The organism is Actinomyces massiliensis 4401292 (assembly GCF_000269805.1).
In the GTDB taxonomy this organism is placed as follows: domain Bacteria; phylum Actinomycetota; class Actinomycetes; order Actinomycetales; family Actinomycetaceae; genus Actinomyces; species Actinomyces massiliensis.
In genome coordinates this window covers 472,588-496,833 of sequence record NZ_JH711481.1, presented here as the reverse complement: position 1 = coordinate 496,833, position 24,246 = coordinate 472,588, and the positions used below count along the sequence as shown (strand labels likewise).

The window sequence follows — 24,246 nt, the reverse complement described above, 5'->3', positions numbered from 1 at the left end:
GATAGGGGGGTTCTTTTTGTTCAGCGGTTGTGGAATGCTGGTGGATTCGTGTGGGATTCAAGGAGAGTTTATATCGCTACTCCTCTTTGGTGGCGCATTGTTGTCGGTGGTGTTGTTCGCGGTCGGTTTGATTCCGTTTCGTCTGCCTGCGCCGATGTATCCGGAGTGGCAGATGGAGCGGCGGCGTCGGCGGGCGGAGCGGGGTGGGAACCGGGCCCGTGCCGGCGGGCGGGCGGCTGATGAGGCTGCGCGTGCGGTCTGGGACGCCTCGGCTCCGCCGGACGGCTCGGAGGCTCACGGCCAACGGCTGGACAGCGACACCCGCACGGCTCGCCAAAGTGATCGGCAGGTGGACGAGGGCGGGTGGCGGGCCCTTTGATGCCTGACTCTGATGCCGCTTTTCAGCCTTGCAACTTCATCGATGTCCGTCGTGCGCATCGGTGGGGCGGGGAGGGCGGCGCCCCGCTCGCGCATCTCCGAGACTTCTGAGTCTCTGAGTCCACAAGAGGCCTTCGTGTTCCGGAGTGTCGTCGGGGTGGCCGTGCGCCGGTGGTTCGGCGCGTCCGGGTACGACCGCGCGGGCTCGGGTACGACCGCGCGCATTCAGGTACGACCGCGCGGGCGGCTCTCGCGGCGCCACGGGTCAAGCCCCTGGTGCGGTGTTCCGTTGAATAGGTGCCGATGGTCATGGTGGTGCGGGTGTGTCGGGTGGTGCGGCGAGAGTGCGTGTTAGGCGGTGCAAGCATGCCGGGCGTGCCTGGTGGTGCGGAAGGCGTGCCCGGTGGCGCGGTGAGCCTCAGGAGGCGTTGGCCGCCTGCTCCGCGATCGTGTTGCGCACGTAGTCCGCCGGCCGATAGCCGTTGATGACCGCCTCGTTGACGATGAGGAAGGGCGTGCCCTGGATATTGATGTCGCGGGCGTGCTGCGTGGCCTCTTCGACGGCGGTGACGGTGGCGGAGTCGTTCATGTCGGTGCGGAAGCGCTCGATGTCGGGCACGCCCGCCTTCTGCGCGAAGCCCACCAGCGAGTCCTCGGTGTACTCCGGATGGCTCTGGGGATCCGCGTCGGCGTAGACGGCGTCGTGGAACTCCCAGAACTTGCCCTGGTTGCCCGCGGCGATCCCGGCCTGGGCGGCCAGCGGGGAGGTCGGGGTGATCTGGGCGAGATCGCGCCATTCGATGCGCAGGGTGCCGTCCTCGATCAGATCCGACAGCCCGGGCTCGACATCCTGGGCGAAGAGCGTGCAGTAGGGGCAGCCGAAGTCGGAGTAGATGACCATGACCACCGGCGCGTCCGCCTTGCCCTTGGCCCGGGGATCGTCGGGATCGCGCGTGACCTCGCCGTGGACGATCTCCAGCGCCTTGGGGGCGGTCAATGCGGGGGCGGAGGTCTCCTGCACCGTCGATGTCGGGGTCGGCTCCGGCGCTCCGGTGAATGTGGTCATCGGCGTGCGCGTCAGCAGCAGCCCCGCGATCACGGCCAGGAGGATCGCGATGACCGCGAGCAGGACGATCACCGTGCGCCGGCTCTGCTGCCCCGGAGTCGCACCGGCACTGCCGGACGGGCCGGGGACCGGGGTATGAGAGCCGGCGGGCGGGGCGCCGGGATCGGCGGGCGGCTTGATCGACATGGACGGCAGTCTGGCAGACGTCCGGCGCTGTGCGTTGCGCACCGCTCGTATGCCGCTCGTCGAGACAGACTCTTTCGCACGAGATCGACGGTGACACCGTCTACCTCGTGCGAAAAAGTCGATCTCGATGCAGGGGGCCAGGGCTCCAGGGACGGGGCGGCCGCGCAGAGCCTTCAGACCCCGGGCTTCTTGTCGCCCTTCTCATCAATGAAACGGCCGAGCATGTCGGTCAGGTCCGAGCCGGTCAGCGAGCGCATGACGGCGTTGAGCTGCTCGACATTGCCGGCCACGGCCTTGGGCAGGGCGGAGGCGCCGTCGGTGGAGATGATCGACATGTCCTTGACGCTGCCCATCGGCTCGGCCAGGGCGCGCGCGATGTCGGGGGCCTTGTCCAGGACCATCTGCTGGGTGGCGGCCTCGCCGTACTTGGCCAGGGCGTCGGCCTTGTCGCTCATGGCCTTGGCCTCGGCCTCACCGGCGGCCTGCACCGCCTCGGCTTCGGCGCGACCGCGAGCGGCGATCGCCTCGGCCTCTGCCTTGGCGCGGGCCGCGGTGGCGCGGGCCTCGGCCTCGGCGCGGGCCACTGTCGCCTGGGCCTGCGCCTGGGCGTCCAGGCGCGTGCGCTCGGCCTCGGCCTCTGCCTTGCGGATGGCCTCTGCCTTGGAGGCCTCGGCTTCCTGCTCGCGCTGGTAGCGGGCGGCGTCGGCGGGCTTGCGCACCGTCGAGTCGAGCTCGCGCTCGGTCAGAGCGGCCTTGGCCTGGGCGGCCTCCTGCCCGATGATGGCGATCTCGCGCTCCTTGGCGGCGCGCGCCAGCGGGCCGGCGGAGTCCGCCTCGGCCTGGGCCTTGTCGGTCTCCGACTTGAGCTGGGCCTGACGCAGCGACAGGTCGCGCTCGCGCTCGGCGATCTGCTGACGCGAGGTGACCTCGGCGTCCTTGGCCTCCCGCTCGGCGTTGGCGCGGGCGATGCGCGCGTCCTTCTCGACGCGCTGCTGCTCGGGCACGCCCAGGGACTCGATGTAACCGCCCTCGTCGGTGATCTCCGAGATCTGGAGGACGTCGATCTCCAGGCCCATGTTGGCCATGACGGACTTGGCGTCGTCGAAGACGTTCTGCTGGAGGGCGTCGCGGTCCGAGATGAGATCGGTGATGGTCATGTGGCCCACGATCGAGCGCAGCGAGCCGATGAGCGCGTTGCGCGCGGAATCGGCGATCGCCTGGTCGGTGTTCGGCTTGCCGAGGAAGCGCTTGGCGGCGGCGCGCACCTGCTCGTCGGAATCGCCGACCTTGACGGCCGCCACGGCCGAGACGTCCACGTTGATCTTGTTCTCGTCCTCGGCGGTGACCCGGAACCCGATCGTGTTCTGGGTGAAGGGCAGGTACTGGATCGACTGGATGATCGGCAGGACGAAGTCGCGTCCACCGGGGCGGATGATCTTGATCTCGCCGTTGCGGGTGGAGCCGGCTACCAGGCCGGTCAGGTTGGAGGGCACGACGACGACCCTCGAGAGCATGTAGAGCCCCAGCAGGACTGCCAGGACAACGAGCGCAATGATCGCGTAGAGCATCATAGGGACTCCTTCGTATATGTGTTTTTCCTTGGAATGGCGGGGAAATCGGCGCGTCTTACGAGTCGATCGCCAATGAGGTGACGACCAGGGCGTCGTCTGCCGCGTCCAGGACGACGGCGGTGGAGCCGCCGCGCAGCGGATCCTCGGAGCGGGCCCCCAATGTGAGCTGGTGGCCGCGCGAGCTCGCGATGACCTCGCCGCGGCCGTCCTTCCACCACAGGACCCGCACCTCGGTGCCCACCAGCTCGCCCGGCGTCAACGGCACGGCATTGCGCGGCATGGATCGGCGCATCCGCACCCACAGGACTCGGGTGCCCGCGCCCGCCACCAGCGCCGCCGCCAGGGGCACGCCGATGAGCACCGCCATCGACACGCGCTGGCTGGTCATCTGACCCGCCACGGCCTGGACGCCCGCACCGACGGCTCCGAAGACCCCCAGCGCCGTCGCGATGACCGGCAGGGAGCCGTCGAAGAGGAAGCCGTCGAGCCCGTCCATCAGGCCGTCCAGTACCAGGGACAGCGCCAGGATCCCGCAGCCGATGACGGCGCACCAGAGGAAAGGAGTCATGCCCGGCTCTCTACGTGAAAAGGCTTGAAAAGGACGGGGAACATTCCCGAGGAATTCTTCCACGGAGCACCCGTCATGAGCATGGGGACAACGGCCCGTTATGCCGGGGTTGATCCCAGTGCCGTTCCGACTCCCATGCCGATCTCCATGCCGATGACCGCTGCCAGCAGCGTGCCCGCGGTCATGGCCAGCGCATGCATCAGCGCCGCACCGCCGCGGCGGTCCAGGAGCAGGCGAGCGGCTTCCAGGCACGCCGTCGAGAAGGTCGAGTAGCCGCCCAGGAAGCCTGTTCCAGCCACCGCGTAGAGCTGCTGCGACGGCGCAGTCGCGGCCAGCCCCGCCAGCAGTCCCAGCAGGAAGCAGGCCGTGAGGTTGACGGCGATCGTGCCCAGCGGGATGGCAGCGGCCCACCGCGCACCGCATCGCGCCCGATCGGGGCGCGCACCCCGGCGTCGGGCGATGGCCGCGCTGACGCGAGCATCCACAGTGAAGCGCGTGAGTGCGCCCAGGCCGCCGGCAACGGTGAGCCCCGCCCACACCCAGGGGCTCACGAGGCGGGCCCCTGAGGATGCGGCTGCCGCCGGGCATGCTGAGCCCGCCGGGCACGCTGGGTCCGACCGATCCGGCTCCCCAGGAGCAGGCCGATGACCGCGGCGGCGATCCCGGCGGCGAGTGAGCCGAACAGGTAGGCCGGCGCCAGGAGCGCGCGGCCGTGCTGCTGCAGGCGGACGACTTCCACGATGTAGGTGGAGTGCGTGGTGAGGCCGCCCATGAGCCCGGTCCCGGCGGCCAGCCGCAGAAGTCTGCGACCGCCCTCGTCAGGGCCGACGGCGCTCAGGAACCCGGTCAGGATGCCCAGCAGAAGGGCGCCGACCAGGTTGACCGTCAGGGTCGCCCCGGGCAGGTGCGCGGCGTCATGGGGCCACAGCGCCTCCAGTCCCGCGCGCGCCAGCGTGCCGACGCCCCCTCCCAGCCCGACGGCGATCAGGGACCTGCCGTGCTCAGTCGGTTGCTCCGTTCGCTCAGTTCGTTCAGTCAATGCGCTTGGCCACTTGGAAGCCGTCGACGTCGAGTACGAGCTCGTAGGCGACGCGTCGGGTTTGCGTGGCCCACTGGGCGGCGTCCTTCGGTGGCCTGCCACCCCAGGCCGTGGAGCGGGAGTCGACGACCACATAGTCCTTCGCCTGGCCGGAAGACCCGGAGGTGCCCACCCAGGACACGGTCGCCTTGGGGACGAGATAGGCCAGGAGCGTCAGGTCCGTTTCAACGCTCGCTCCTTCAGGGATGGCGTCCAGTACTTGCCGGGCGGCGGGGTTCCGGGAGGAGGGCGCGCCGTAGTTCTTCTCGGTCATGGCCCACAAGGGCAGGTCGGAGGCGGTCAGGGCGCAGGTGATCAACGGGACCACCACGCCGACGGCGACCATCCGACGGGCCCACACCGGTGCCGCCAGCCAGCCCGCGGGGGCCTCGACGGCGGGTTCTGCAGCGGGTTCAGCCGGGCTGCCGGCGTCCGGCGATCCGGCGTCCAGAAGGGCCGGCGACTGCGCAGGCGCAGCGGGTGAAGCGGCTTCAGCGGCTTCAGCGGGCGCGGCTGGTGCGTCATCCGGGTCGGGCGGCAGGTGCGCCCCCTCATGCGTCGGCTCAGTGGCTTGAGCGGACTGTGCGGTTCCGGTGGCGGCTCGTCGGGCCCTGCGCGCCCGCAGCCGGGCGATCACGTCGAGCAGCGCCCCCAGCGCGATGGGGATGAGCGCGGCGTTGTAGTGCCATAGCTTCCATTCCCAGTACGCCTCCTTGTCCGCCAGGAAGCGCCATCCCAGGGTGGGCAGCATGAGCGCCATCCACGGCGAGGCCAGGCCGATCCCGCCGGCGGTGCACACCAGCATGAACAGCGTGGCGATCTTGACCTCCGGGGAGAAGAGGCGGTCGAGCAGGGTGCCGCCGGTGTGCGCGGCCGTCATGCCGTCGCCGGCATTGCCGCCCAGCCCGTACTGCCAGGAGCCGGTCGGGCTCAGCAGGGGCACGATGATGAACACCGTCAGGATGAAGGCCAGGAGGCCGAACAGGGCCAGGCGCGCCCCCAGCCGCACCGCCGTCGGCAGCTCGTCCCAGGCCCATATGAATCGCCCGGAGCGCCGCTTCGCCGGACCGCTCCCGGCGTCGTCGGGCTCGCCCGCGCGGGCCTTCTGCCAGCCGCGCAGCGCTATGGCGCCGCCCGCCATGATGAGAGTCAGCCCCATGTCCTCCTTGACCAGCACCAGCGGCACCAGCCATAGGGCGCAGGTCTTCCAGCGCCGCTCGACGAAGGCGACCGAGGCCCATGCCAGCATCGGCACCGCGAAGGCGATCTCGTGGAATTGCGCCTGGGCCGCGCCCTGGAAGCCCCAGGACAGGACGTAGAACAGGCCCAGCGCGGTGCCGACCGACCGGCTCGTCAAGCGCGTGGCCAGGCGCGTCAGCGGCCAGGCCGACACCGCCAGGAGCAGGTCCTGGACCACCAGGAGTGCCAGGGGCGTGGGGAACAGGCGCCAGATGGGGCCGAGCAGCACGAGGATGGGGTGAAAGTGGTCACCCAGGAGGTTGTAGTTGTCGCCCTTGATCGGCACGATCGGGGCCTGGCCGTGGGCGTAGGCCTTGGCGAGCTCGGCGAAGATCGCCAGGTCCCAGCTCGGCACCGTCATGGAGCGCCATTGCCCCACGGAGTAGGCGATGAGGACCCATGCCCCCACCAGGACGGCGAGGGCGGCGGGAAGGCGGTCCAGGACGGCGGCGCCGTCGGCCCGCCCGAGGGGCCTGAGGTGCCTGAGGGACTCGGGGGAATTGAGGGACTCGGGGGAACGAGGTGCGATCATCATTTCTGAGCCTACAAGGCGCGGGCGCGGCTGCGCGGGTAGGCTGCCCGCGTCCGTCCACCTTGAGGAGTTCCCATGGCCGAGCAGATCGCTCAGGACCACCAGTTGCAACGACGGCTCACCAACAGACATGTCCAGCTCATCGCCATCGGAGGCGCGATCGGCACGGGGCTCTTCATGGGCTCCGGCAAGACCATCTCGCTGGCCGGTCCCGGAGTGCTTCTCGTCTACGCGATCATCGGCGGGGTGCTCTTCCTCGTCATGCGAGCCCTGGGCGAGGTCCTCCTGTCCAACCTGGAGTACAAGTCCTTCGCGGACGTCGCCCACGATCTCATCGGCCCCTGGGCCGGGTTCTTCACCGGCTGGACCTACTACGTCTGCTGGTTGGTGACCGCCATCGCCGAGGTCATCGCCATCACCGAGTACGTCAGCTTCTGGTGGCCGGCTCTGCCGCTGTGGGTGGCGCCGACGGCCACGGTGGCACTGCTGCTGGGGTTGAACCTCACCACCGTGCGGGCCTTCGGCGAGATCGAGTTCTGGTTCTCCATCATCAAGATCGTGGCGATCATCGCCCTGGTGGTGATCGGAATCGTCATGGTGGCGGTCGGCTTCCACTCCCCGGGCGGGGTGCAGGCGAGTGTCGCGAACCTCTGGAACGGCGGGGACATGTTCCCCAACGGGTTCCAAGGATTCGTCGGGGCCTTCCAGATCGCCGTGTTCGCCTTCGTGGGCACCGAGCTGATCGGCACCGCCGCCGCGGAGGCCAAGGATCCGGAGGTCACCCTGCCCAAGGCGATCAATGCGATCCCGGTGCGCATCCTCATCTTCTACCTGGGGGCGCTCGCGGCCATCATGGCCGTCACGCCGTGGTGGGAGGTGTCCTCGGAGACGAGCCCGTTCGTGTCCATGTTCGCCCTGGCAGGGCTCGGCGTCGCCGCGGGCGCGGTCAACTTCGTGGTGCTCACCGCCGCGGCCTCGAGCGCGAACTCCGGGATCTACTCGACGTCCAGAATGCTGTTCGGGCTCTCATGGGCCGAGCACGCCCCCCGGGTCTTCCGCGGGCTGACGGCGCGCAGCGTGCCGGGGCCGGCGCTGCTCATGACCTGCGGGGCGCTGCTGACCTCGATCCCGCTGCTGTACGTGTCCCCCTCCATCATGACGGCGTTCGTTGCGGTGACGACGGTGGCCAGCGTGCTGTTCATCCTGGTGTGGTGCGTCATTATCGTGTCCTACCTGCGCTTCCGCTCTCTCCGCCCCGAGCTGCACGAGGCCGGCGCCTTCCGGCTGCCCGGCGGACGGGTGGCGGCGTGGGGCACCCTGGCGTTCTTCGCCTTCGTGACCTGGACGCTGACGCTGGCCGACGACACGCGGCTGGCCGTGCTCCTCACCCCGCTGTGGCTGGTGATCCTGGGCGTCGCCTGGTGGGTGCACTCGCGCCGGGGCGCGCGCTCCTAGCCCCCGGGCCGGCCGCTGTCCACCGCGGCGGTTTAGGAACGACGGCGGGGCGGGAGGCGGTGAGGCCACCCGGCCGGGCTGGTTGGAATCGCGCGGGAAAACCAGGGTGGGTGCGCGCCGCTGCCCTGCCGCCTCCTCGCCCGGGGCGTCCTAAACCGCCGCGGTGGACAGACAAATCCACAGGTCTCAGATTCATGGACCTGGAAGCGCTGCTGACCGCACGCTGGGTCCATGAGACGCGATGAAGCCTCGGAGCACCTCCTTGCACGAATCCACTTCGCCGGGGCCCTGCGCCGTCGTGACCTCGCACTCGACCGGACCTCGCGCCGGGCCCTGCGCGACCTGGTGGAGGAGGGCGCCGTCGTCGAGCGCGGCGGAGTCGTCTTCGCACCCGGCACGGACTGGCCGCTGATCGCGTGCCGCATGCTGGGCGGCCTGCTCACCTGCCACTCGGCGCTCGCGTACTACTCCCTGCCCGAGCTGCCCCACCCGGGGACCGTGCACGTCGCGATCCCGAGCAGCCGCGGGCGGGTGCGCCCGCTTGCCGGCGTCGTCGTGCACAGGGAGCCGGCGCGCTGGCCGCCCGGGATGAGTCCGCCCGTCGCGCCGCCGAGGCTGCTCGTCGCCCGGATGCTCCGGTGCGCCGAGGAGACTCCGGCGGTCGTCGTGGCTGATGCCGCGCTCCGCCGGGGCCTGGTCTCGCGCGCCGAGCTCGCTGCGATGCTGCGGAGCAACCGGAGCGGCGGTCCGCTGGGGCACCGTCGCCTGGCGAGGTGCCGTGAGAAGGCGCGCTCGCCCATCGAGTCGATCGCGCGGCTCGAGCTCGAGGACGCCGGGCACTCGGTGGAGGTGGGCGTCGATGTGCCGGGCGTGGGCGAGGTCGACATGCTGGTCGATGATCGCCTCCTCGTGGAGACCGACGGGTACCAGTTCCACTCCTCGAAGGGGGACTGGTCCAACGACCGCCGTCGCGAGCAGGGGCTCATCGCTCAGGGCAGGCTGTGGGTGCGGCTGACGTACGACGACGTCATGTCGGGCCGCACGGTGCCCGTTGTGGAGGCTGCCCTCAACGGCCTTCGCCGCGCCCTGTCCACCGCGGCGGTTTAGGGACGACGGCGGGGCGGGAGCCGGCGAGGCCGCCCGGCTGAGAGGATTGGAACCGCGCGGGAAAGTCGGGGTGTGCGCTTGATCCGATCCTTCAGCCGGGCGGTCTAAACCGCCGCGGTGGACAGTCTCAGCATTGGGTATCGCTGCGATCCAGCACCCTGGCCGTGACGGCCACAATGAGGGCGGTCAGCACCACCGACAGCCCGATCGTCGTCGCCGCGCCGACTGCGCTGAGGTTCTGGACCTCGAAGGTCGTCTCGTCCGCGGAGCCGAAGGCCCCAGTCAGAGCGGTGCGGGTGAGCAGCGCATGAGGCAGGATGACGGCCCCCGGAACATGCACGAGCAGTGACATGGTGCCGACGCCGGTGAGGGCCAGGCCGGCCGCTACGGGCAGGGCGAAGGAGCGGGAGAACGCTGAGAGCGCCGACTGCAGGGCGCACACGGGCACGCAGGTCACCACGATGAGTAGGCTGATCGCCAGATAGCGCGCGGGCAGTATCCCGGGCAGATCGAGCAGAGTACCGATCACGATCACGGCGAGGACGAGCACGAGCTGCATGACGGCGGCGAGCGCCGCCACGGAGACGGTTTTGGCCGCGATGATCTGCCAGGTGGGCACGGGCCTGCTCATGAGCGCATTCCAGTTGGAGCCCCGGTGCTCGACGCGCCATACGAGAGAGGCGAGCACGGCCAGCCCGACGGCCAGAACCGCCATGCTGTAGAACCCGATGGACCTGACCCACAGGGTGTGCCAGCCATCCACGAATCCATCCGTGGCCCAGGTGCTTCCTCCCCCGACGGCGACCATGATGATGGGCAGCAGGAGGACGATTCCCCAGCTCGCGGAGCGCCTGAGCTTGATCAGCTCGGTGATGATGGAACTCATGTCATGCCTCCTGATGGTCGAGGTGCGCGGTGACGCCGAGGAACAGGGCGCTGCCGACGGCGGCGAGCACGCCTATGCCGGCAAGGCCATTCATCGGGTCGACGTCGATCAGATCGACGCCGACGAAATCGGTGGGGGTGACGAGCGAGTAGTAGGTCCACGGGGTCAGATACAGCAGCCAGCCGGGCAGAACCTGGCCGAAGATGCTCAGGAGTACCCCGCCCAGCCCCACGCCCAGCGGTAGGAGCTGGTTCTCCATCATGGCCGAGAGCACCAGGTGAAAGGCGAGGATGGCCAGGTTGATGATCATCAGGGAGACCATGAGCCCGAGAGTCCGTGCTGCGGGGAAGGGGGCCGTGATGCCGGCGGCCTTGCCGAAGGCCAGGACCATTGCGCTCCAGACGACGGGCATTGGCGTCACCAGTATTCCCAGGGCGAGGAACTTGGCGCGGCAGAGCCGGCCCGGTCCGGCACCGGCCGTGGCGGAGGCCAGCCACCCGTTGCCCGAGTGCTCGATCTCCGTCTGCCTGCTGGCCATGACCGCCAGCAGGATGGGAGCGGTGCACATGACGGCGCTGTGCAGGCTGGTCAGGAGGAGCTTCCAGTCGTAGCCGTCCGGGTCGTCCAAGTGCTCCCCAAGGCCCGATCCCATGGGCCAGAACACGGTGAGGGCGCATACGCCGAGCAGGAGCAGGGAGGCGGCGACCCCGATCCGCAGGTGGCGCATCTTGGAGTACTCGTTGCGCAGGAGCGCGTGCAGAGTCCGGGCGTGCAGACTCACAGAAGGCGCAGAAGGCGCAGAGGGCATAGAAGTCACAGCGCGCCTCCCCTGGTGAGCGCCATGAAGATGTCCTCAAGACTCTGCTGCTCATGGCGCACGCCGTAGACGCCGATGCCCTCGTGCACGAGGACGGATACGACATGGGCGGTCGCATCCCGCGTGAGGCGCGGGATGCGGATCATGCCGTCGGGGCCGCTCGGGCTGCTAGCGCCTGGGCTTCCGGTGCCGCCCGGATGGCCCGGGTTGTCACCCCGCTCTGAAGGGGCGCCGTGGGCGGCGAGCACCGCGGACGCCGCGGCCGGGTCCGAGCACTCGATGAGCAGATCGGGCGCGGAGGTCCTCATGAGGTCGTCGCGGGTGCCCTGGAAAAGCAGCCTGCCGCGCGACAGGATGCCCAGGACGCCGGCGGTGCGGTCGATCTCGTCCAGCAGATGGGAGGAGACCATGATGGTGATGCCGTCGGCTGCGAGATTGCGCAGGAGAGCACGGGTCTCCTCGATGCCCGCCGGGTCGAGGCCGTTGGCGGGCTCGTCGAGGATGAGCAGGGAGGGACGGCGCACCAGCGCCATGGCGATGCCCAGGCGCTGCTTCATTCCCAGGGAGTACTCGCGGACCCTCTTGTTCATCTGCTCGTGCATGTGCACGGCGCTCACCGCGCGGCGCACGTCCTCCTCGCCCAGGTCGAGGAGTCGCTGCACGATGCGCATGTTCTCCGCTCCGGTCAGGTGCCCGTAGCCGGGCGGCGACTCGATGAGCGAGCCGATGCGGGCGAGTTGGTGCCGTCGGGTCGAGCGGGTCATGGGCTCGCCCTGGATGAGGATCTCGCCGTCGGTGGGCTGCACGAGCGACAGGAGCATCTTCATGGTGGTGGACTTCCCCGAGCCATTGGGGCCGAGGAATCCGTAGACGGCGCCCTGCGGGATGCGCAGATCCAGTCCGTCGACGACGGTCCTGTCGCCGTACCGCTTGGTCAGATTAGTGGTTTCGATGACGTGTGCCATGCGTTTGAGTGTTGTCGTAGCGGCGCTGCACCGCCTCGGGCTGCGGGACCACCTGGATGTATGCATCTCGCATACGCCCTGTCCGGCGCCCTTCGAACCGCTCACTCGGGTGGGTCTCCGGGGCGCCCCTCGACGGGGTGGTGCGTACGCGGCCTGCCGGAGGCGGCTCAGCGCTCTCCGGGACGGATGAGTCCGCTCTCGTAGGCCAGGACGACGGCCTGCGAGCGGTCGTGCAGCCCGAGCTTGCCGAGTATCCGGCCGACGTGGATGCGCACGGTGCCCTCGGCGATGGACAGCTCTCGGGCGATGCGGTCGTTGGGAAACCCGCGGGCGAGCATGAGGAACACCTCGCCCTCGCGCGAGGTCAGCCCGTCCAGCGGCGCCGATTCGACGTCGGGCGCAGGCGTGGGCCGGGCGGCGAAGCGCTCGATGAGGCGGCGCGTCGTGCTCGGGGCCATGACCGCATCGCCGTCGTGAACGTGACGGATCGCGGCCATGAGCTCCTCCAGGCCGGTGTCCTTGAGGAGGAAGCCGCTGGCACCGGCGCGGATCGCCTCGAAGGCGTATTCGTCGAGGTCGAAGGTGGTCAGGACCAGGACTCTGGGGCCGGAGCCGCCAGCAGGGCCGTCAGTGCGGCCGCCACCGCTGCCGCCCACGATGCGGCGCGTCGCCTCGATCCCGTCCATCCGCGGCATCCGCACGTCCATGAGGACGACGTCGGCCTCGACCCCGGCCAGCAGCTCGACGGCGGTGGTGCCGTCGTCGGCCTCCCCGACGAGCTCGACGTCGTCCTGAGACTCCAGCAGCATGTGGAAGCCCAGCCGGTACATCTCCTGATCATCGACCAGCACGACCCTGATCGTCACGGTTCTCCATTCCTGATCGGCAGGACGGCGCGGACCCGGAAACCGCCGTCGGCCCTCGGCCCCGTCTCGAGGGTGCCGCCGTGGGAGGCGACTCTCTCGCGCATGCCCACCAGGCCGTGACCCGGTGAGCCGGGCGAGGGCTCGGACGAATCGGCGGGTGTGCTCGGCCCATCGCCGTCGTCGAGCACCTCCACCTCGAGGCGGTCCTGCGCCCGGTGCACGCGCACGTCGACCCGGCTCACCGTGCCGCCGTGGCGGCGCGCGTTGGTGAGCGCCTCCTGAACCAGGCGGTAGACGGTCAGGCCGAGCCCGGCGGACGGGTCTAGTGGTCCGGTCGCACTCCCCGTCACGCTCAAGGACACCGGCAGGCCGGTGCTCCGGGCCTCGGCGACGAGGTCCTCGAGCTGGGCGGTACCCGGCTGGGGCGCGACCCCGGTCGGCTCGCCGGTGCGCAGGAGGCTGAGCATCCGGCGCATCTCGCCCATCGCCTCCCGGCCGGTGTCGCGCACGCGGATCATGGCGCCGGCGGCGCGCTGCGGGTCTGTGGGGGCGGTGGTGGCGGCGCCGTCGGCGACGACGACCATGACGCCGAGGCTGTGGGAGACGATGTCGTGGATCTCCCGGGCGATTCGGGCGCGCTCGTCGAGTGCGTCGGCGCGGTGGCGGGCCTCCTGCTCGCGCAGGCTGTGCTCGGCGCTCTCGGTCAGGGCGGCGACGTAGTTCTTCCGCGTCCGGGCCAGGACGCCCCAGGTCCAGGCCCAGGCGACGGCGACGATGAGGAGCCCGGGCAGGCTCAGCCGAGCCTCGCCCGTCCTGATCATGGGGGCGCAGGCCAACGGAACCCAAGCGATGACGACGACCGCGCAGGGCAGCGAGGTCGTCCACCGGCTGGTGGCCGCGAGGTGGCGGACGATGAGCAGCAGCATGAGGTCGGCGGGGAGGAAAGCCGCATGAGGACTGATGAGCGGTTGGACGCATGCGGCCAAGACCATGACCGCGAAGACGGCCAGGGGATGACGGCGTCGCAGCGGATACGCCAGGCACAGGCAGACGGAAGCGGCTTGGAGCGTCCAGAGGTCTGATCGGCTGCCGGAGGCGGCCAGGGGCAGGGCGAGCTGGTTGTACGCCAGGACGAGGCCGACGACCAGGAGGTCCATGCCGCGGCGGTGGCGGGCGAGCCAGCGCTGCGGCCACGGCGCGGGAACGCCCGCGGGTAGCCGGGTGGGGGTGGACCTCATGGCGCCAACCTACTCGCTGTCCATCGCGGAGGTTCAGGGACGACGGCGGAGCGGGAGCCGGTGAGGCCGCTCGGCTAGGCGGGTTGGAATCGCGCGGGAAAGTCGGGTTGGGCGTGCGCCGTCGCCTGACCGACTCCTCGCCCGGGCCGCTCTATTCCGCCGTGGTGGACAAGGGTCGGTGGCGGGTCGGTTTGGCATGCTGGTGGGGCCTCCACGGCGCCTTCCCCCGGAACACCGAGTGTCCTGCCGGGGAGGAAGGGAGCCAGAGAGGAGGTGAGGGCCGTGTCCAAGCCGAAATGCCGACATGTCGAAGTCCGCAAGGGCAAAGTGACGGCCCGGAAGGTGAGCGATGTCTTGACTGGAGTCGCTTGCCTGATCCGGGCCATCGGTGTCCTTGTGGATGCCCTCGGTAAGTGGTTCGGATGAGCCGCTTACCCGGGGAGCCATCCGGTTGCAGCCGGGTGGCTCCCCTTCAGTATCGCCTACTCGGGGCCTTGGCGTCCACAGTGGCCTTGGGTCGCTGTCCATCGCGGCGGTTCAGGGACGACGGCGGGGTGGGGTGCTGTCGGCTCTACCTGCGTAATGACAAGGAAAAGTGGGGGTGCTTTGCGGGCTGTCCGCTGAGCCGGGCCGCTCTATTCCGCCGCGGTGGACAGCTCCGGGCATAAAGTTGGGCCGGACTCGGCCCGCTGACCTTGGGAGGCAACCTTGACCAGCCCGCAGAACACTTCATCCCCCGGGGCTGACGCCGTCGGGCTGGACCGTTTGCTTGCCACGGCCCTCGACGCAGTCCGCGCGGGCGCACGCCTCGGGCTCGCTCCGGGGGAGGAGCTGCGGATTGACACCAAGCGCAACCGCAACGACGTCGTCACCCAGGTGGATCGCGGCATCGAGGCGCTCATCGCCGAGCGCCTGGCGCCCATGGGCTATCCGCTGCTGGGCGAAGAGGGGCACTCGGTTGATTCCTGGCACGGCCGGGTCTGGGTTCTCGACCCGATCGACGGCACCTTGAACTATGTGGCCGTCCACCGGCACTGGGCGATCTCGCTGGCTCTCGTCGAGGACGGGGTGCCCGTGCTCGGGATCGTGGCCGATCCGGTGGACGACCGGGTCTACATGGCCGTGGCCGGGCAGGGCGCCCGCACAGGGAGTCTGCTCGGGGAGGGTGCCGATGATCGGCCGCTGCCGCGCATTGCGGACGCCCCCCTGGCCGACGGCGTCGTGATCGCGCACCTGCACGCGCTCGAATGCCTGCGGCACCTGTCGGAGATCATTCGCTCCTCGCGCGGTCTGCGCTGCTACGGGGCGGCTGCCCTGGAGCTCGTCGAGGTGGCGGCGGGCCGGGCCGGGTGCCTGGTCCACCCCTGGCTGCGGCCCTGGGATGTGGCGGCAGGCATGCTGATCTGCCAGGAGTCGGGTGCGACCGTGACCCGCCTGGACGGGACGCGACTGGATGTGCGCGAGCCGGGCTCGCTGCTGGCGGGCACGCCGGGCGCTCATGCCGAGATGGCTGAGCGCCTCGTGCTCGGCTGAGGTGCCGCGACCGATCTCGAGCCGGAACTGGACCGATCTCGGCGGGTCCGCCCGGCTGCTCAGGCTCGCCGGGCGGCGAGGGTGACGTGCGTGTGGCCGGGGTAGGACAGATCGGGTCGGGACCGCTGGAAGGTCACGGTCATGCCCAGGCGGGTGCAGGCGTTGGCGAGCCAGGACGAGGCGATCAGCTGGGACTGAGGGGTATCGAGGCCCATGTCCCAGTGGAGGGCCGGCTCCCGCCGGCCTTCGAGCGCCGTGCGCTCCATCGGATGGGCGGCGGACGCGTCGACGGCGCCGACGAGGGACGAGCTCGCGCGCCGGACCTCCTGCGTGGATATCACCAGGAGACCGCCTGGAGCGAGGTGGTCGGCCGCGAGTTTGAGTATGGCGCAGCGCTGGGCGGCGTCGAACAGGGCAAGGCCGGCGGCCGGGATGTGGATGGCCTTGAAGTCCTCGGGGAAGCAGAAGTCCCGCAGATCCGCCAATCGCAGCTCGACGCGTGCGGCGACGTCGGTGCGTGATGGTGTGGAGGGGACCAGGCGCTCCGCCATATTGGCGAGGTTCTCGGGATCGGTGTCCACGGCGAGTACCTGGTGACCGGCGGCGGCGATCAAGAAGGGTATGCGAATTCTGCCGCAGCTGAATTCGAGGACGCGATTGTCCTCTAGACTCACCGGCCAGGGCTGGGAGAGAACATCCAGCAGGCTCTCGATTTCGAAGTGGTCGCGTGCGGCGACGGAATGCGAGCCGGCCGCGCTTGAGACGGGGCGCAGCGGCGCGTTTTCAACAACGGGGTTATTCCATGGGAATTTCAACAGCATGCTTCCGGGAGATAGAAGGTGCCGTGCGGGTGGAGTCCGTCCTGAGACGGGCCGACTCCACCCGCACGGGCAGGGACGGTCAGGGATGACCAGGGACCTTCAGGGAAGCCAGGGACTTTCTCAGGGATATTCAGGGACCAGGGACGTTCAGGGACTACCAGGGGATCAGGGACCAGGGTGATTCAGGAACGACCAGGGGTCCAGGGTTCAGAGACTTCTCGGGACCTTATTAAGGTTTGTAACCTCCAGGGAATACCAGGGTTCAGGGACAGCGCAATCCATCATTTTGGCCATTGGCGGAACATGCAACGCGCACGAAACCACCAAGCTCCTGATGAAGTAGAGGAGTACATAGACCGTGTCACCCTTGTCGTTCATTGAGGTGTCCTGACAAGGACAATCATGCACGGGCAGCCGGGGCTGTACATCCTTCTGTCGTCTCCTCCGATCGGAGGAGGGCTCAGACCAGCCCGTTGCGCAGGGCGTAGACGACCGCGCCGACGCGGTCCTGGACGCCGAGTTTGCCGATGAGCGCGGAGACGTGCGTTTTGACGGTCGTCTCGCTCAGGCCCAGCCGGGTGGCGATCTGCTTGTTGGACAGCGCCTCGACCATGAGGACGAGAACTTCTGATTCCCGCGGGGATAGGGTGACGCCCGGCGGCAGAGCGTCCGAGGCGTCGGGGGAGGGGGCGGCCGCGGCGGGGGTGGCGGGCGCGGACCATCCGCCGATAATGGCTGAGGAGGCCGGGGACAGGACCGTATTGCCCGCGGCGACGTTGCGGATCGTGTCGGCCATGTTCGTCACCCGGTCCTCCTTGGCGATGAAGCCGCGCACGCCGGCCGTCAGGGCGCGGTTGAGCACGCCGTCGGCCACGAAGGTCGTCAGGATGAGGACGCCGATGTCGGGGCGCTCCGTGCGAAGCGTCTCCGCCAGGGAGATGCCGTCCATGCGCGGCATCTGCACGTCCAGCAGGAGCACCTGAATCTTAGGTGCCTTGGGTGAGTGCAGCAGGTCGAGGGCCTCTCGGCCATCGCGGGCGGTCCAGGCCACCCGGATGTCCTCGGTGGTGGCGAGCAGTTCGGCCAGGGTGTTGCGCACCAGGGCGTCGTCGTCGGCCAGACCCACCTGGATCATGATTCGCTCCCGGGGAGCGGGGCCCGCGTGCTGGCGACCGGGACCGTGGCGGTCACGATCCAGGCGCCGTCGTCGGCCAGGGTGGTCAGTTCGCCGCCGATGGCCGTCAGGCGCTCGCGCATGCCCAGCACTCCCGAGCCGGAGTGCGGCAGGTCGCCCGGCGTCATGCGGATGCGGTTGGTGGAGACCAGGCGTATGGCCTCGGGACCCAGCCGCAGCGTCATGGTGACCGGGGCGTTCGGCTCCGCGTGGCGGACGACATTGGCGCCCATTTCGCGCGCAACCCGGGAGAGAGTGGAGGCCTGGGAGCGGGTGGGGGAGGCGTCCCCGCCGCACTGGTAGGTGATGTCGAAGCCGGCGGCGGCGATGTCGTCGCTCACGGCGCGCACCGCGGCCCCGAGATCCGTGACCACGTGCCCGAGTCCCGTGGTCTGGGTGACGTCCAGGGCGAGTTCGGGAGCGGCCCGCCGCAGGGTGCGCAGCAGGAGGCGCAGCTCGTGGAGGGCGTCGGCGGCCGTGACCTCCAGGGCGGCGAACTCGCTGCGGGCGGCGTCGGGATAGGTCGTGTCGGCCGCGGCGCGCTGGGCCCGCAGAGCCGTCTGGGACATGGAGTAGGCGATAAGGTCGTGCATCTCCCGAGAGATCTCCAGGCGCAGCTCCTCCAGGCGCTCCTCCGCGCGGCGGGCTTCATCCTGACGGGACTGCTCAGTCGCTCGTACCGTTGCTCCCAGGGGGATGAAGATGAGCGCAATAAGGCTATAAAGCGCCAATCCTATGAAGTCTTCCTGGGATGTCTCGTCAGCGACGTGTAGGTATAGAGCGGAGTGAGCGGCAAGCATTGTCACAAGGATTGTTCCTGCGTACCCGACCGATATGAAGCGCCCTACGAAGAAGAAAAAGGCGAAATTGGTTAGGAACGTGTCCGAACCGTAGACGCCCGGAAGAAGGAGTACGAGCAGCCAGCAGAAGAAGTAGGCTAATGCGCCCCACCTCGGGTGCAGCGGAAGCAGAGTGATGATCACGAGTGCCGCGACCATGAAGGCATAATCGATGGTCTGAAGACCAACATCTTGGATCTTGGGAACGGCGGCGTTTAGTGCGATATTGCCCAGACCGGCGACTGCCCCGATTCCGATACTGACCCGTTGATCGCTCATAGGGGGAAAGGGGCGGTTCCAGTGGGATACGAGGGAGGAGAGCCCATGTGGGGTCATGCTCATGGTGCCCTTAATCATAGGATTCAACTGTCACCCCGTTACCATAGCAAGGGCATGCAAGGGGGAGTGGCAGCGACAGGCCGCACTCTTGTTACAGGTCGCCGACCCGTTGGAGACGCTGAAGACTCAACCAGCCCGTGGGAATCGGTATCCAGAAAGTAACAAGACGGTAGACGATTGCGGCGGATAGGGCTACCCCGCTAGGAATACCGGCCGTCACGAGACCGGCCGTCAGGGCGATCTCGACCGGGCCGATACCGCCCGGTGAGGGAACCACCGACCCCACCGTATTGGAGGCCAGGTAGGTGATGGCCAGAACCGAGAAGGGCAGCGTGTAGCCGAAGGCCCACAGGCTCGCGCCGAAGGACAGGATGTAGCTGAGGCACAGCAAGAGAGTGCCGCACACGCCCAGCGCCAGGCGCAGCGGATTCGACATGATCCACACCAGCCGCGGCCACACCTGCCGGTAGGTCGGCTCGATCTTCCCCCACACCCAGGTGCGCACCCGTGGAATGAGCAGTGCCGAGCCGATGACGGCCACCAGTGCGAGCGCCCCCAGCACGAGCCACCCCGAGGGGAGGGTCAGGCCGGTGGACTGCCCGGTCATCGCGGCCAGGATGATGAGCAGCACAACCGTCACCAGGAACTGCACGACCTGGACGAGTGCGACGGTGGCCACGGATACGGCGGTGGGCACGCCCTTGCGGTTCAGGAAGCGCAGATTGATGGCGGCACCGCCGACGCCGGCGGGAGCCACCAGGGCGACCACCGAGCTGGCCAGGTGCACCTCCGTCGATCGCCACACGCTCAGACGCACCGGGCTGAATGCCGCCAGCGCGAGGCCGGCGCCCACGTAGGTCGCCAGGGAGAAGATGAGGGCGGCGAGGATCCACCACACGTTGGCCGTGGCGACGGCTTCGTTGATCTGCTCGAAGTTCATGCGGGCCAGCAGCGTCCACAGCGCCATGAGGCCGACGATGGCCATGATGACGGTGCGCGCGGAGAACCGGGTGAGCTTGGCGGGCTCGGCGTGGGCGGTGGGAGTCAGATCGACCAGGGCGTCCCGCAGTTCCTGGAGGAGCCGACCGCGCCGTCCCAGGGCGTCGCGGGTGGCCGCGGGCAGGACGACGCGCTGGAGCATCGGTGCGATGGAGGCGAGCTGCGGGGTCGTCAACGACCGGGAGGCCGCGGCAATGGCTCGGTCCACACCGACCACCGACGCCGTCAGGGCGAGGGCCTGGGCCAGATCCATGCGCCGCGACAACTCGGAGGAGATCGTCTCGCCCGAATCCCAGTCCAGGAGCCACACGCGGCTGGCGGAATCGACGACCACGGTGGAGGAGTCGATGGCGCGGTGCGCCAGGCCTGCGGCGTGAGCGCGGCCCAGCTGATCCCACAGCTGCTCCAGGATGTCGTTGGAGATCGTGTCGAGGGAGCTCAAGGCGCGGGCGCCGACGACGTGATCGGTCACCAGCAGGACGGACTCGTCGGCCTCGGCCATTCCGAATGGCGCCGGCGTGCGCACGCGGGCGCGCCGGGCCTCCAGGGCCATGAGCGCGGCATGCTCGGCTGCGGAGCGCACCGACAGGCCGAGCTCGGTCGACAGCCCCTTGATGCGGATGCGGTCCCACAGGGTGGAGATGAAACCGGCGACCTGGCGGTCGGTGTCCAGGATGGTGACGTCGTAGCGAGTGCCCGCGGTGTCCCATACGGCGTAGAGCCGGTGCACCGAGGGGCGGCCCTCGGTCAGTGCCGCCGAGGAGGCCTCCGCCAGGACCGCCGTCAGGTCGACGTCGTCGGCCCGGGCGATCGTCGCGGTCTCCTCCGGGAGCAGCGCCGTGGCGACGCCGTCGGGCTCGCCGGCATCATCGGAGGGCTCCGGGTCGGCGGTCAGCGGATTCGTGTGGTCGTCGTCGATCTCCGGCAGGACGGCCGGCCTGGTCAAGGGGGTCTCCCGCACCCGCTCGGTGTAGCCCAGCGGGGTGTCGGTTTCGATCGTCCAGGCGCTCGCCTCGGGCGCGCGATCCATGCGCACCACCCGGGCGGCGTCGATGCCGGCTCGACGCAGGGCGCGCACGAGGGCGATGCCGTGGGCGCGCCGATCCTCGACGCCGAACGCATAGCGGACCACCAGGCCCGGAAGACGGCCCAGCATCATGGACAGGACCGCACCGGGCAGGGTCAGCGCACCGCGCAGAACGGCCATGCCGACGATGATCCACACGGCGGTCCAGCCGTAGCGCACCGTCTGCGAGGCCCGGCGCTCGCCGGCGCCGGTGAGCAGGCCCGCCAGGACTGCGAAGACCGTGGAGATGCCCACGTGGGCAGTGCCCGAGACGGTGACCGTCAGCCCCGACACGATCGCGGTGGGTGCCCAGGCGCCCACCACGGTGAGAGTCGCCAGGGACAGGAGGAATCCGCCCAGGCCGCCCAGGAGAGACTCACCGGTGGTGCGCCAGGAGCGGCGCAGCAGGTTGGACAGGATCACCGCCACGGGCACGGCGAAGGTCGCCAGGCCCTCCACCGTCTGCAAGGGGAATATCAGGATCTGGCGCAGCAGGACTGCGAGGGCGTTCCGCACATCGAGGGTGACGCCGGTGGTCGTCTCGTGGGCGTAGGCGGCCAGAATGAGCATTGAGGCGGCGCCGACGATAATCAGGGCGATATCGAGCAGGTCCTCGTTGCGGCGCAGGCGGTGGGGCGCGGCATCCACCAGTAGAGTGGATGAGCGGTGCGTCGATGCGGCCGATGGCGCCGGACGCTTCGGCAAGACGGGGGTGAGGCCGATCCGTGGAATGCCGACGGGCGAGGTCGCGGGCGTCGATGCGGTTGTGGCGGCGCCGGCGTCCTGCTGGCCTGGGGGCAGGGCGGATGTCATAGCAGAAGTCTACGGGTGAGGCCAGGCGCTCTGCGCATCGCGGCGCATGACCCGCGCGACAGCCCGGCGGCGGAAGCGCAAGGAGTGCGGGGCGAGAGGGCGGGGCTCACGGGGGCTTGGGCGGCCGAAGGTGGTTGGCGACCGCCCTGAGATCGCCATGATGAGTGGTACCGTTACCTTGTACCGCTTGTGCCAACTGCTTATGTGGAATGGAAGGTGGCGCATGTCCATCAGCGCCAGCGAGGCGCGCAGAACGCTGTTCCCGCTCATTGAGCGCGTCAATGCCGATCGCGATGCCGTGGAGATCGTCTCCCGAAGTGGTGCGGCCGTCCTCATGTCGGCTGATGAATACGCGGCGTGGAAGGAGACCGCATACCTGTTCCGCTCTCCCGAGAATGCTCGCAGACTGCTGGACTCCTACGAGCGGGCCCGTGCCGGTCGGACAGAGATTCACGATCTCGACCGGGAGAATTGAGTGCGCCTGGTCTGGGACCCGTCGGCCTGGGAGGATTACAAGCACTGGCAGACGGCGGATCGCCGGATTCTCAAGCGGATCAATACGCTCATTGACGCATGCCTGCGTGAGCCCCTTTCCGGCATCGGGAAACCTGAGCAACTCAAATACGGTGCGCCCGGAGCATGGTCGCGGCGCATCACCGACGAGCATCGCCTCGTCTATCTCGTTGATGGTGATGATCTGATAATCCTCCAGGCCCGTTACCACTACTGATGTGAGGGTTGTCGATTTTGGTGGAGGGCTGTCGGGACGTGGGTGGTGAGCCCGTCGGTTGGGAAGCGTCGAATCCGCAGGATGGGGAATCCGACATTCGATGTCGGAAAATTCCGACATCGAATGTCGGATTTTTCCGGCTTCAGGCGCTGGGGGTTGTCGGCTTTCGAAGTGCGCACTCGATCCCGGGCCTCACGCGTGCGGCGTCGGCACTAGTACTGTCCAGGCCGCCCATCGCGGCCTGCCACGGGCTCACGCGTGTGATGTCGGCTCCGCCCGCTGCGTAGGACGCGGCATCCGCTGGCCCCGGGCTTCATGCATGCGGAGGGAGGCCGACTGTTCAGGGCTGCTCAGGGCTGCTTGGGCAGGGCGCCCAGACTCGGCTCGTGTGGGTCTCCTGATCATGATGCGGAGGCGGACCGATCTCGAGCCGGAAGTGGACCGATCTCGGTGCGGAGTACGACCGATCTCGAGCCGGAAGCGGACCGATCTCGGCGAAAGGGGTGGGTGGGGTACTACTGGCGCGGGTGCGGCGGCTACTCACCGCTACGCGCCGGCTCGGCGCAGGGAAAAGGTGGGAGGTCTGTCGACTATGATCGATGAGAATCGCGATCAGGCCAACTTTGTCGATCGTAGTCGACGGGAGGATGCCATGCCCGAGTCCGACCAGATTGTTCCTCGCCCTCGCTACACCGACCGCATCACGCCATACGCCGACACCCCTGTCATCAAGGTCCTCACCGGAGTGCGCCGCAGCGGAAAGTCCACCATCCTCGACCTTATCGCTCAGAAGATCTGCCAGGACCATCCACGAGCCCAGACGGTCCGGCTCAACCTCGAGTCCGCCGTCGGCCTGGCCATCCGCACTCCCGAGCAGCTGCTCGACCACCTCACTGCCCAGGCGCCTGACCGCGCTGCGCGTGCCTACTTCTTCCTCGACGAGGTACAGCAGGTTCCGGGCTGGGAGCGAGTCGTCAATACGTTGCGGGTGGATTGGGACTGCGATATCTACCTCACAGGGTCCAACTCCCGGATGCTCTCCGGGGACCTAGCCACTCACCTCGCCGGCCGGTACGTCGAGATTCACATTCAGCCGCTCGCCTTCGCCGAGTATCGGGCACTGCGTCGTCTCGACCTCACCGCCTCGGAAAGGGCGTCGGCGTCGGACCAGGAGTTTTTCCAGGACTACCTTGCCCTTGGGGGCTTTCCGGGCCTGCGGTACTTCCGCGGCGGACGGGAGGCGTCCATGACCTATCTCCGCAGCGTCTACGACTCGGCCCTCGTGCGGGATGTGATTCAGTACCACCAAATCAGGGACGTGGACCTTTTCCACCGCATTGTCACGTACTGCCTGGCGAATATCGGACGCACCTTCTCCGCCAACTCGCTCAGTCGGTTCCTGCGCAGCGAGCGCCGCACCGTCAGTGTCGATACCGTGCTCAACTACCTCACGTACTGCACGGAGGCCTTCCTCCTCAGCCGCGTCCCGCGCCACGACCTCACCTCCAAGAGAATCCTCGCTGTTGAGGAGAAGTACTACGTGGTGGACCACGGCTTGCGGGAGGCGATGGGTCTGTCCAACTCCACAGCGATCGAACTTGTTCTGGAGAACATTGTTTACAACGAGCTCACTAGCAGGGGATGGACGGTCGGTGTCGGGCGTGCCGGCGCTCAGGAGGTCGATTTCGTCGCCCGCCGCGATACAAAGATGCTCTACGTCCAGGTCAGCTACCTCCTTGCCAGTGAGGAGACGCGGCGCCGTGAGTTCGGCGCCCTTCTCGCCATCTCTGATAACCATCCGAAGCTCGTTCTCAGCCTCGACCCGCTCAGCTTTGGCCACGACGGCGTTGAGCATCGCAATCTCGTGGAGTGGCTGCTTGCGGCGGAGCAGTGACGGCTGCAGGGCGTGAGATCTGCTGTCTGAGTCGGTCTGTGCCTGGGCGGCTGACGATGCGGGCTCATCCTCACGCGTGCGACCGA

The 24,246-nt window shown here is 68.7% G+C and carries 21 protein-coding genes and 1 pseudogene; 7 read left to right on the top strand and 15 right to left on the bottom strand.

The features are described 5' to 3' along the window. Window positions 1-379: pseudogene (locus W5W_RS16535) on the top strand (hypothetical protein); the annotation flags it as partial. A 417-nt stretch (window positions 380-796) separates the two neighbouring features. Here the strand turns inward: W5W_RS16535 and W5W_RS0102105 are convergent. The 6 genes from W5W_RS0102105 to W5W_RS0102080 form a co-directional block, all read right to left on the bottom strand. Next, window positions 797-1,630 (bottom strand): DsbA family protein, encoded by an 834-nt coding sequence (locus W5W_RS0102105; protein WP_017194158.1) that lies wholly within the window; start codon window positions 1,628-1,630, stop codon window positions 797-799. A gap of 173 nt (window positions 1,631-1,803) precedes the next feature. Next, a complete protein-coding gene (locus tag W5W_RS0102100; protein WP_017194157.1) occupies window positions 1,804-3,201 on the bottom strand; it encodes a flotillin family protein in 1,398 nt (465 codons plus the stop codon). A gap of 55 nt (window positions 3,202-3,256) precedes the next feature. Next, a complete protein-coding gene (locus tag W5W_RS0102095; protein WP_017194156.1) occupies window positions 3,257-3,769 on the bottom strand; it encodes a nodulation protein NfeD in 513 nt (170 codons plus the stop codon). Window positions 3,770-3,867: 98 nt separating this feature from the next. Continuing rightward, window positions 3,868-4,320: a fluoride efflux transporter FluC gene (locus tag W5W_RS0102090; protein ID WP_029574011.1), complete on the bottom strand. Its 453-nt coding sequence runs from the start codon at window positions 4,318-4,320 to the stop codon at window positions 3,868-3,870. Further along, window positions 4,317-4,808 (bottom strand): FluC/FEX family fluoride channel, encoded by a 492-nt coding sequence (locus tag W5W_RS0102085; protein ID WP_017194154.1) that lies wholly within the window; start codon window positions 4,806-4,808, stop codon window positions 4,317-4,319. Before W5W_RS0102085 ends, W5W_RS0102090 begins: the two co-directional genes overlap by 4 nt. After that, a complete protein-coding gene (locus W5W_RS0102080; protein WP_017194153.1) occupies window positions 4,801-6,621 on the bottom strand; it encodes a DUF2079 domain-containing protein in 1,821 nt (606 codons plus the stop codon). The genes W5W_RS0102085 and W5W_RS0102080 overlap by 8 nt, the downstream gene beginning before the upstream one ends. Window positions 6,622-6,693: 72 nt before the next feature. Here W5W_RS0102080 and W5W_RS0102075 point away from each other — a divergent pair, with 72 nt between their 5' ends. Together W5W_RS0102075 and W5W_RS0102070 are read left to right on the top strand one after the other, a co-directional pair. Beyond that, a complete protein-coding gene (locus W5W_RS0102075) occupies window positions 6,694-8,073 on the top strand; it encodes an amino acid permease (protein ID WP_017194152.1) in 1,380 nt (459 codons plus the stop codon). 231 nt (window positions 8,074-8,304) lie between these two features. Beyond that, window positions 8,305-9,180 (top strand): hypothetical protein, encoded by an 876-nt coding sequence (locus W5W_RS0102070; RefSeq protein ID WP_008732382.1) that lies wholly within the window; start codon window positions 8,305-8,307, stop codon window positions 9,178-9,180. Window positions 9,181-9,307: 127 nt separating this feature from the next. Here the strand turns inward: W5W_RS0102070 and W5W_RS0102065 are convergent, their stop codons facing one another. The 5 genes from W5W_RS0102065 to W5W_RS0102045 all read right to left on the bottom strand — a co-directional run bounded on the left by W5W_RS0102065 (window position 9,308) and on the right by W5W_RS0102045 (window position 13,952). Then, complete coding sequence (locus W5W_RS0102065) at window positions 9,308-10,066, bottom strand: ABC transporter permease (protein WP_017194151.1); 759 nt, start codon at window positions 10,064-10,066, stop codon at window positions 9,308-9,310. Window position 10,067: 1 nt separating this feature from the next. Beyond that, on the bottom strand, window positions 10,068-10,874 hold the full coding sequence (locus tag W5W_RS0102060) for an ABC transporter permease (RefSeq protein ID WP_050980321.1): 807 nt from the start codon (window positions 10,872-10,874) through the stop codon (window positions 10,068-10,070). 5 nt (window positions 10,875-10,879) lie between these two features. Continuing rightward, complete coding sequence (locus tag W5W_RS0102055) at window positions 10,880-11,848, bottom strand: ABC transporter ATP-binding protein (protein ID WP_017194149.1); 969 nt, start codon at window positions 11,846-11,848, stop codon at window positions 10,880-10,882. 167 nt (window positions 11,849-12,015) lie between these two features. Continuing rightward, window positions 12,016-12,714 (bottom strand): response regulator, encoded by a 699-nt coding sequence (locus tag W5W_RS0102050; protein WP_008732387.1) that lies wholly within the window; start codon window positions 12,712-12,714, stop codon window positions 12,016-12,018. Then, entirely contained in the window at window positions 12,711-13,952 is a 1,242-nt protein-coding gene (locus tag W5W_RS0102045) for a sensor histidine kinase (RefSeq protein WP_017194148.1), read from the bottom strand. Before W5W_RS0102045 ends, W5W_RS0102050 begins: the two co-directional genes overlap by 4 nt. 708 nt (window positions 13,953-14,660) lie before the next feature. Between W5W_RS0102045 and W5W_RS0102040 the strand changes: the two genes are divergently transcribed. After that, window positions 14,661-15,485 (top strand): inositol monophosphatase family protein, encoded by an 825-nt coding sequence (locus W5W_RS0102040; protein ID WP_017194147.1) that lies wholly within the window; start codon window positions 14,661-14,663, stop codon window positions 15,483-15,485. Window positions 15,486-15,544: 59 nt separating this feature from the next. Here W5W_RS0102040 and W5W_RS0102035 read toward each other — a convergent pair whose 3' ends face one another. From W5W_RS0102035 to W5W_RS0102020, 4 genes are all read right to left on the bottom strand, one after another. Continuing rightward, on the bottom strand, window positions 15,545-16,306 hold the full coding sequence (locus tag W5W_RS0102035; RefSeq protein WP_008732384.1) for an SAM-dependent methyltransferase: 762 nt from the start codon (window positions 16,304-16,306) through the stop codon (window positions 15,545-15,547). A gap of 460 nt (window positions 16,307-16,766) precedes the next feature. Further along, a complete protein-coding gene (locus tag W5W_RS0102030) occupies window positions 16,767-17,441 on the bottom strand; it encodes a response regulator transcription factor (RefSeq protein ID WP_017194146.1) in 675 nt (224 codons plus the stop codon). After that, on the bottom strand, window positions 17,438-18,661 hold the full coding sequence (locus W5W_RS0102025; protein ID WP_238533224.1) for a sensor histidine kinase: 1,224 nt from the start codon (window positions 18,659-18,661) through the stop codon (window positions 17,438-17,440). Before W5W_RS0102025 ends, W5W_RS0102030 begins: the two co-directional genes overlap by 4 nt. Window positions 18,662-18,749: 88 nt before the next feature. Then, the gene (locus tag W5W_RS0102020) at window positions 18,750-21,536 is read right to left on the bottom strand and encodes a lysylphosphatidylglycerol synthase transmembrane domain-containing protein (RefSeq protein ID WP_017194144.1); all 2,787 of its coding nucleotides are present in this window, start codon (window positions 21,534-21,536) and stop codon (window positions 18,750-18,752) included. Window positions 21,537-21,759: 223 nt separating this feature from the next. Between W5W_RS0102020 and W5W_RS0102015 the strand changes: the two genes are divergently transcribed. The 3 genes from W5W_RS0102015 (at window position 21,760) to W5W_RS0102005 (ending at window position 24,160) form a co-directional block, all read left to right on the top strand. Continuing rightward, the gene (locus W5W_RS0102015) at window positions 21,760-22,011 is read left to right on the top strand and encodes a type II toxin-antitoxin system Phd/YefM family antitoxin (protein WP_008732372.1); all 252 of its coding nucleotides are present in this window, start codon (window positions 21,760-21,762) and stop codon (window positions 22,009-22,011) included. Beyond that, window positions 22,012-22,266 carry a Txe/YoeB family addiction module toxin gene (locus W5W_RS0102010; protein WP_017194143.1) on the top strand — a complete coding sequence of 85 codons (255 nt, stop codon included), beginning with the start codon at window positions 22,012-22,014 and terminating at the stop codon, window positions 22,264-22,266. It begins immediately after the preceding gene. A gap of 652 nt (window positions 22,267-22,918) precedes the next feature. After that, complete coding sequence (locus tag W5W_RS0102005; RefSeq protein ID WP_029574010.1) at window positions 22,919-24,160, top strand: ATP-binding protein; 1,242 nt, start codon at window positions 22,919-22,921, stop codon at window positions 24,158-24,160. The last annotated feature ends 86 nt before the right edge of the window (window positions 24,161-24,246 follow it).

What these genes read in the sequence shown, in the direction of transcription:
- W5W_RS0102080 (WP_017194153.1), bottom strand. Translation starts at nt 6,621, where the DNA reads ATGATGATCGCACCTCGTTCCCCCGAGTCCCTCAATTCCCCCGAGTCC.
- W5W_RS0102075 (WP_017194152.1), top strand. Translation starts at nt 6,694, where the DNA reads ATGGCCGAGCAGATCGCTCAGGACCACCAGTTGCAACGACGGCTCACC.
- W5W_RS0102020 (WP_017194144.1), bottom strand. Translation starts at nt 21,536, where the DNA reads ATGACATCCGCCCTGCCCCCAGGCCAGCAGGACGCCGGCGCCGCCACA.
- W5W_RS0102105 (WP_017194158.1), bottom strand. Translation starts at nt 1,630, where the DNA reads ATGTCGATCAAGCCGCCCGCCGATCCCGGCGCCCCGCCCGCCGGCTCT.
- W5W_RS0102060 (WP_050980321.1), bottom strand. Translation starts at nt 10,874, where the DNA reads ATGCCCTCTGCGCCTTCTGCGCCTTCTGTGAGTCTGCACGCCCGGACT.
- W5W_RS0102025 (WP_238533224.1), bottom strand. Translation starts at nt 18,661, where the DNA reads ATGAGCATGACCCCACATGGGCTCTCCTCCCTCGTATCCCACTGGAAC.
- W5W_RS0102100 (WP_017194157.1), bottom strand. Translation starts at nt 3,201, where the DNA reads ATGATGCTCTACGCGATCATTGCGCTCGTTGTCCTGGCAGTCCTGCTG.
- W5W_RS0102055 (WP_017194149.1), bottom strand. Translation starts at nt 11,848, where the DNA reads ATGGCACACGTCATCGAAACCACTAATCTGACCAAGCGGTACGGCGAC.
- W5W_RS0102015 (WP_008732372.1), top strand. Translation starts at nt 21,760, where the DNA reads ATGTCCATCAGCGCCAGCGAGGCGCGCAGAACGCTGTTCCCGCTCATT.
- W5W_RS0102030 (WP_017194146.1), bottom strand. Translation starts at nt 17,441, where the DNA reads ATGATCCAGGTGGGTCTGGCCGACGACGACGCCCTGGTGCGCAACACC.
- W5W_RS0102005 (WP_029574010.1), top strand. Translation starts at nt 22,919, where the DNA reads ATGCCCGAGTCCGACCAGATTGTTCCTCGCCCTCGCTACACCGACCGC.
- W5W_RS0102045 (WP_017194148.1), bottom strand. Translation starts at nt 13,952, where the DNA reads ATGAGGTCCACCCCCACCCGGCTACCCGCGGGCGTTCCCGCGCCGTGG.
- W5W_RS0102065 (WP_017194151.1), bottom strand. Translation starts at nt 10,066, where the DNA reads ATGAGTTCCATCATCACCGAGCTGATCAAGCTCAGGCGCTCCGCGAGC.
- W5W_RS0102070 (WP_008732382.1), top strand. Translation starts at nt 8,305, where the DNA reads ATGAGACGCGATGAAGCCTCGGAGCACCTCCTTGCACGAATCCACTTC.
- W5W_RS0102035 (WP_008732384.1), bottom strand. Translation starts at nt 16,306, where the DNA reads ATGCTGTTGAAATTCCCATGGAATAACCCCGTTGTTGAAAACGCGCCG.
- W5W_RS0102095 (WP_017194156.1), bottom strand. Translation starts at nt 3,769, where the DNA reads ATGACTCCTTTCCTCTGGTGCGCCGTCATCGGCTGCGGGATCCTGGCG.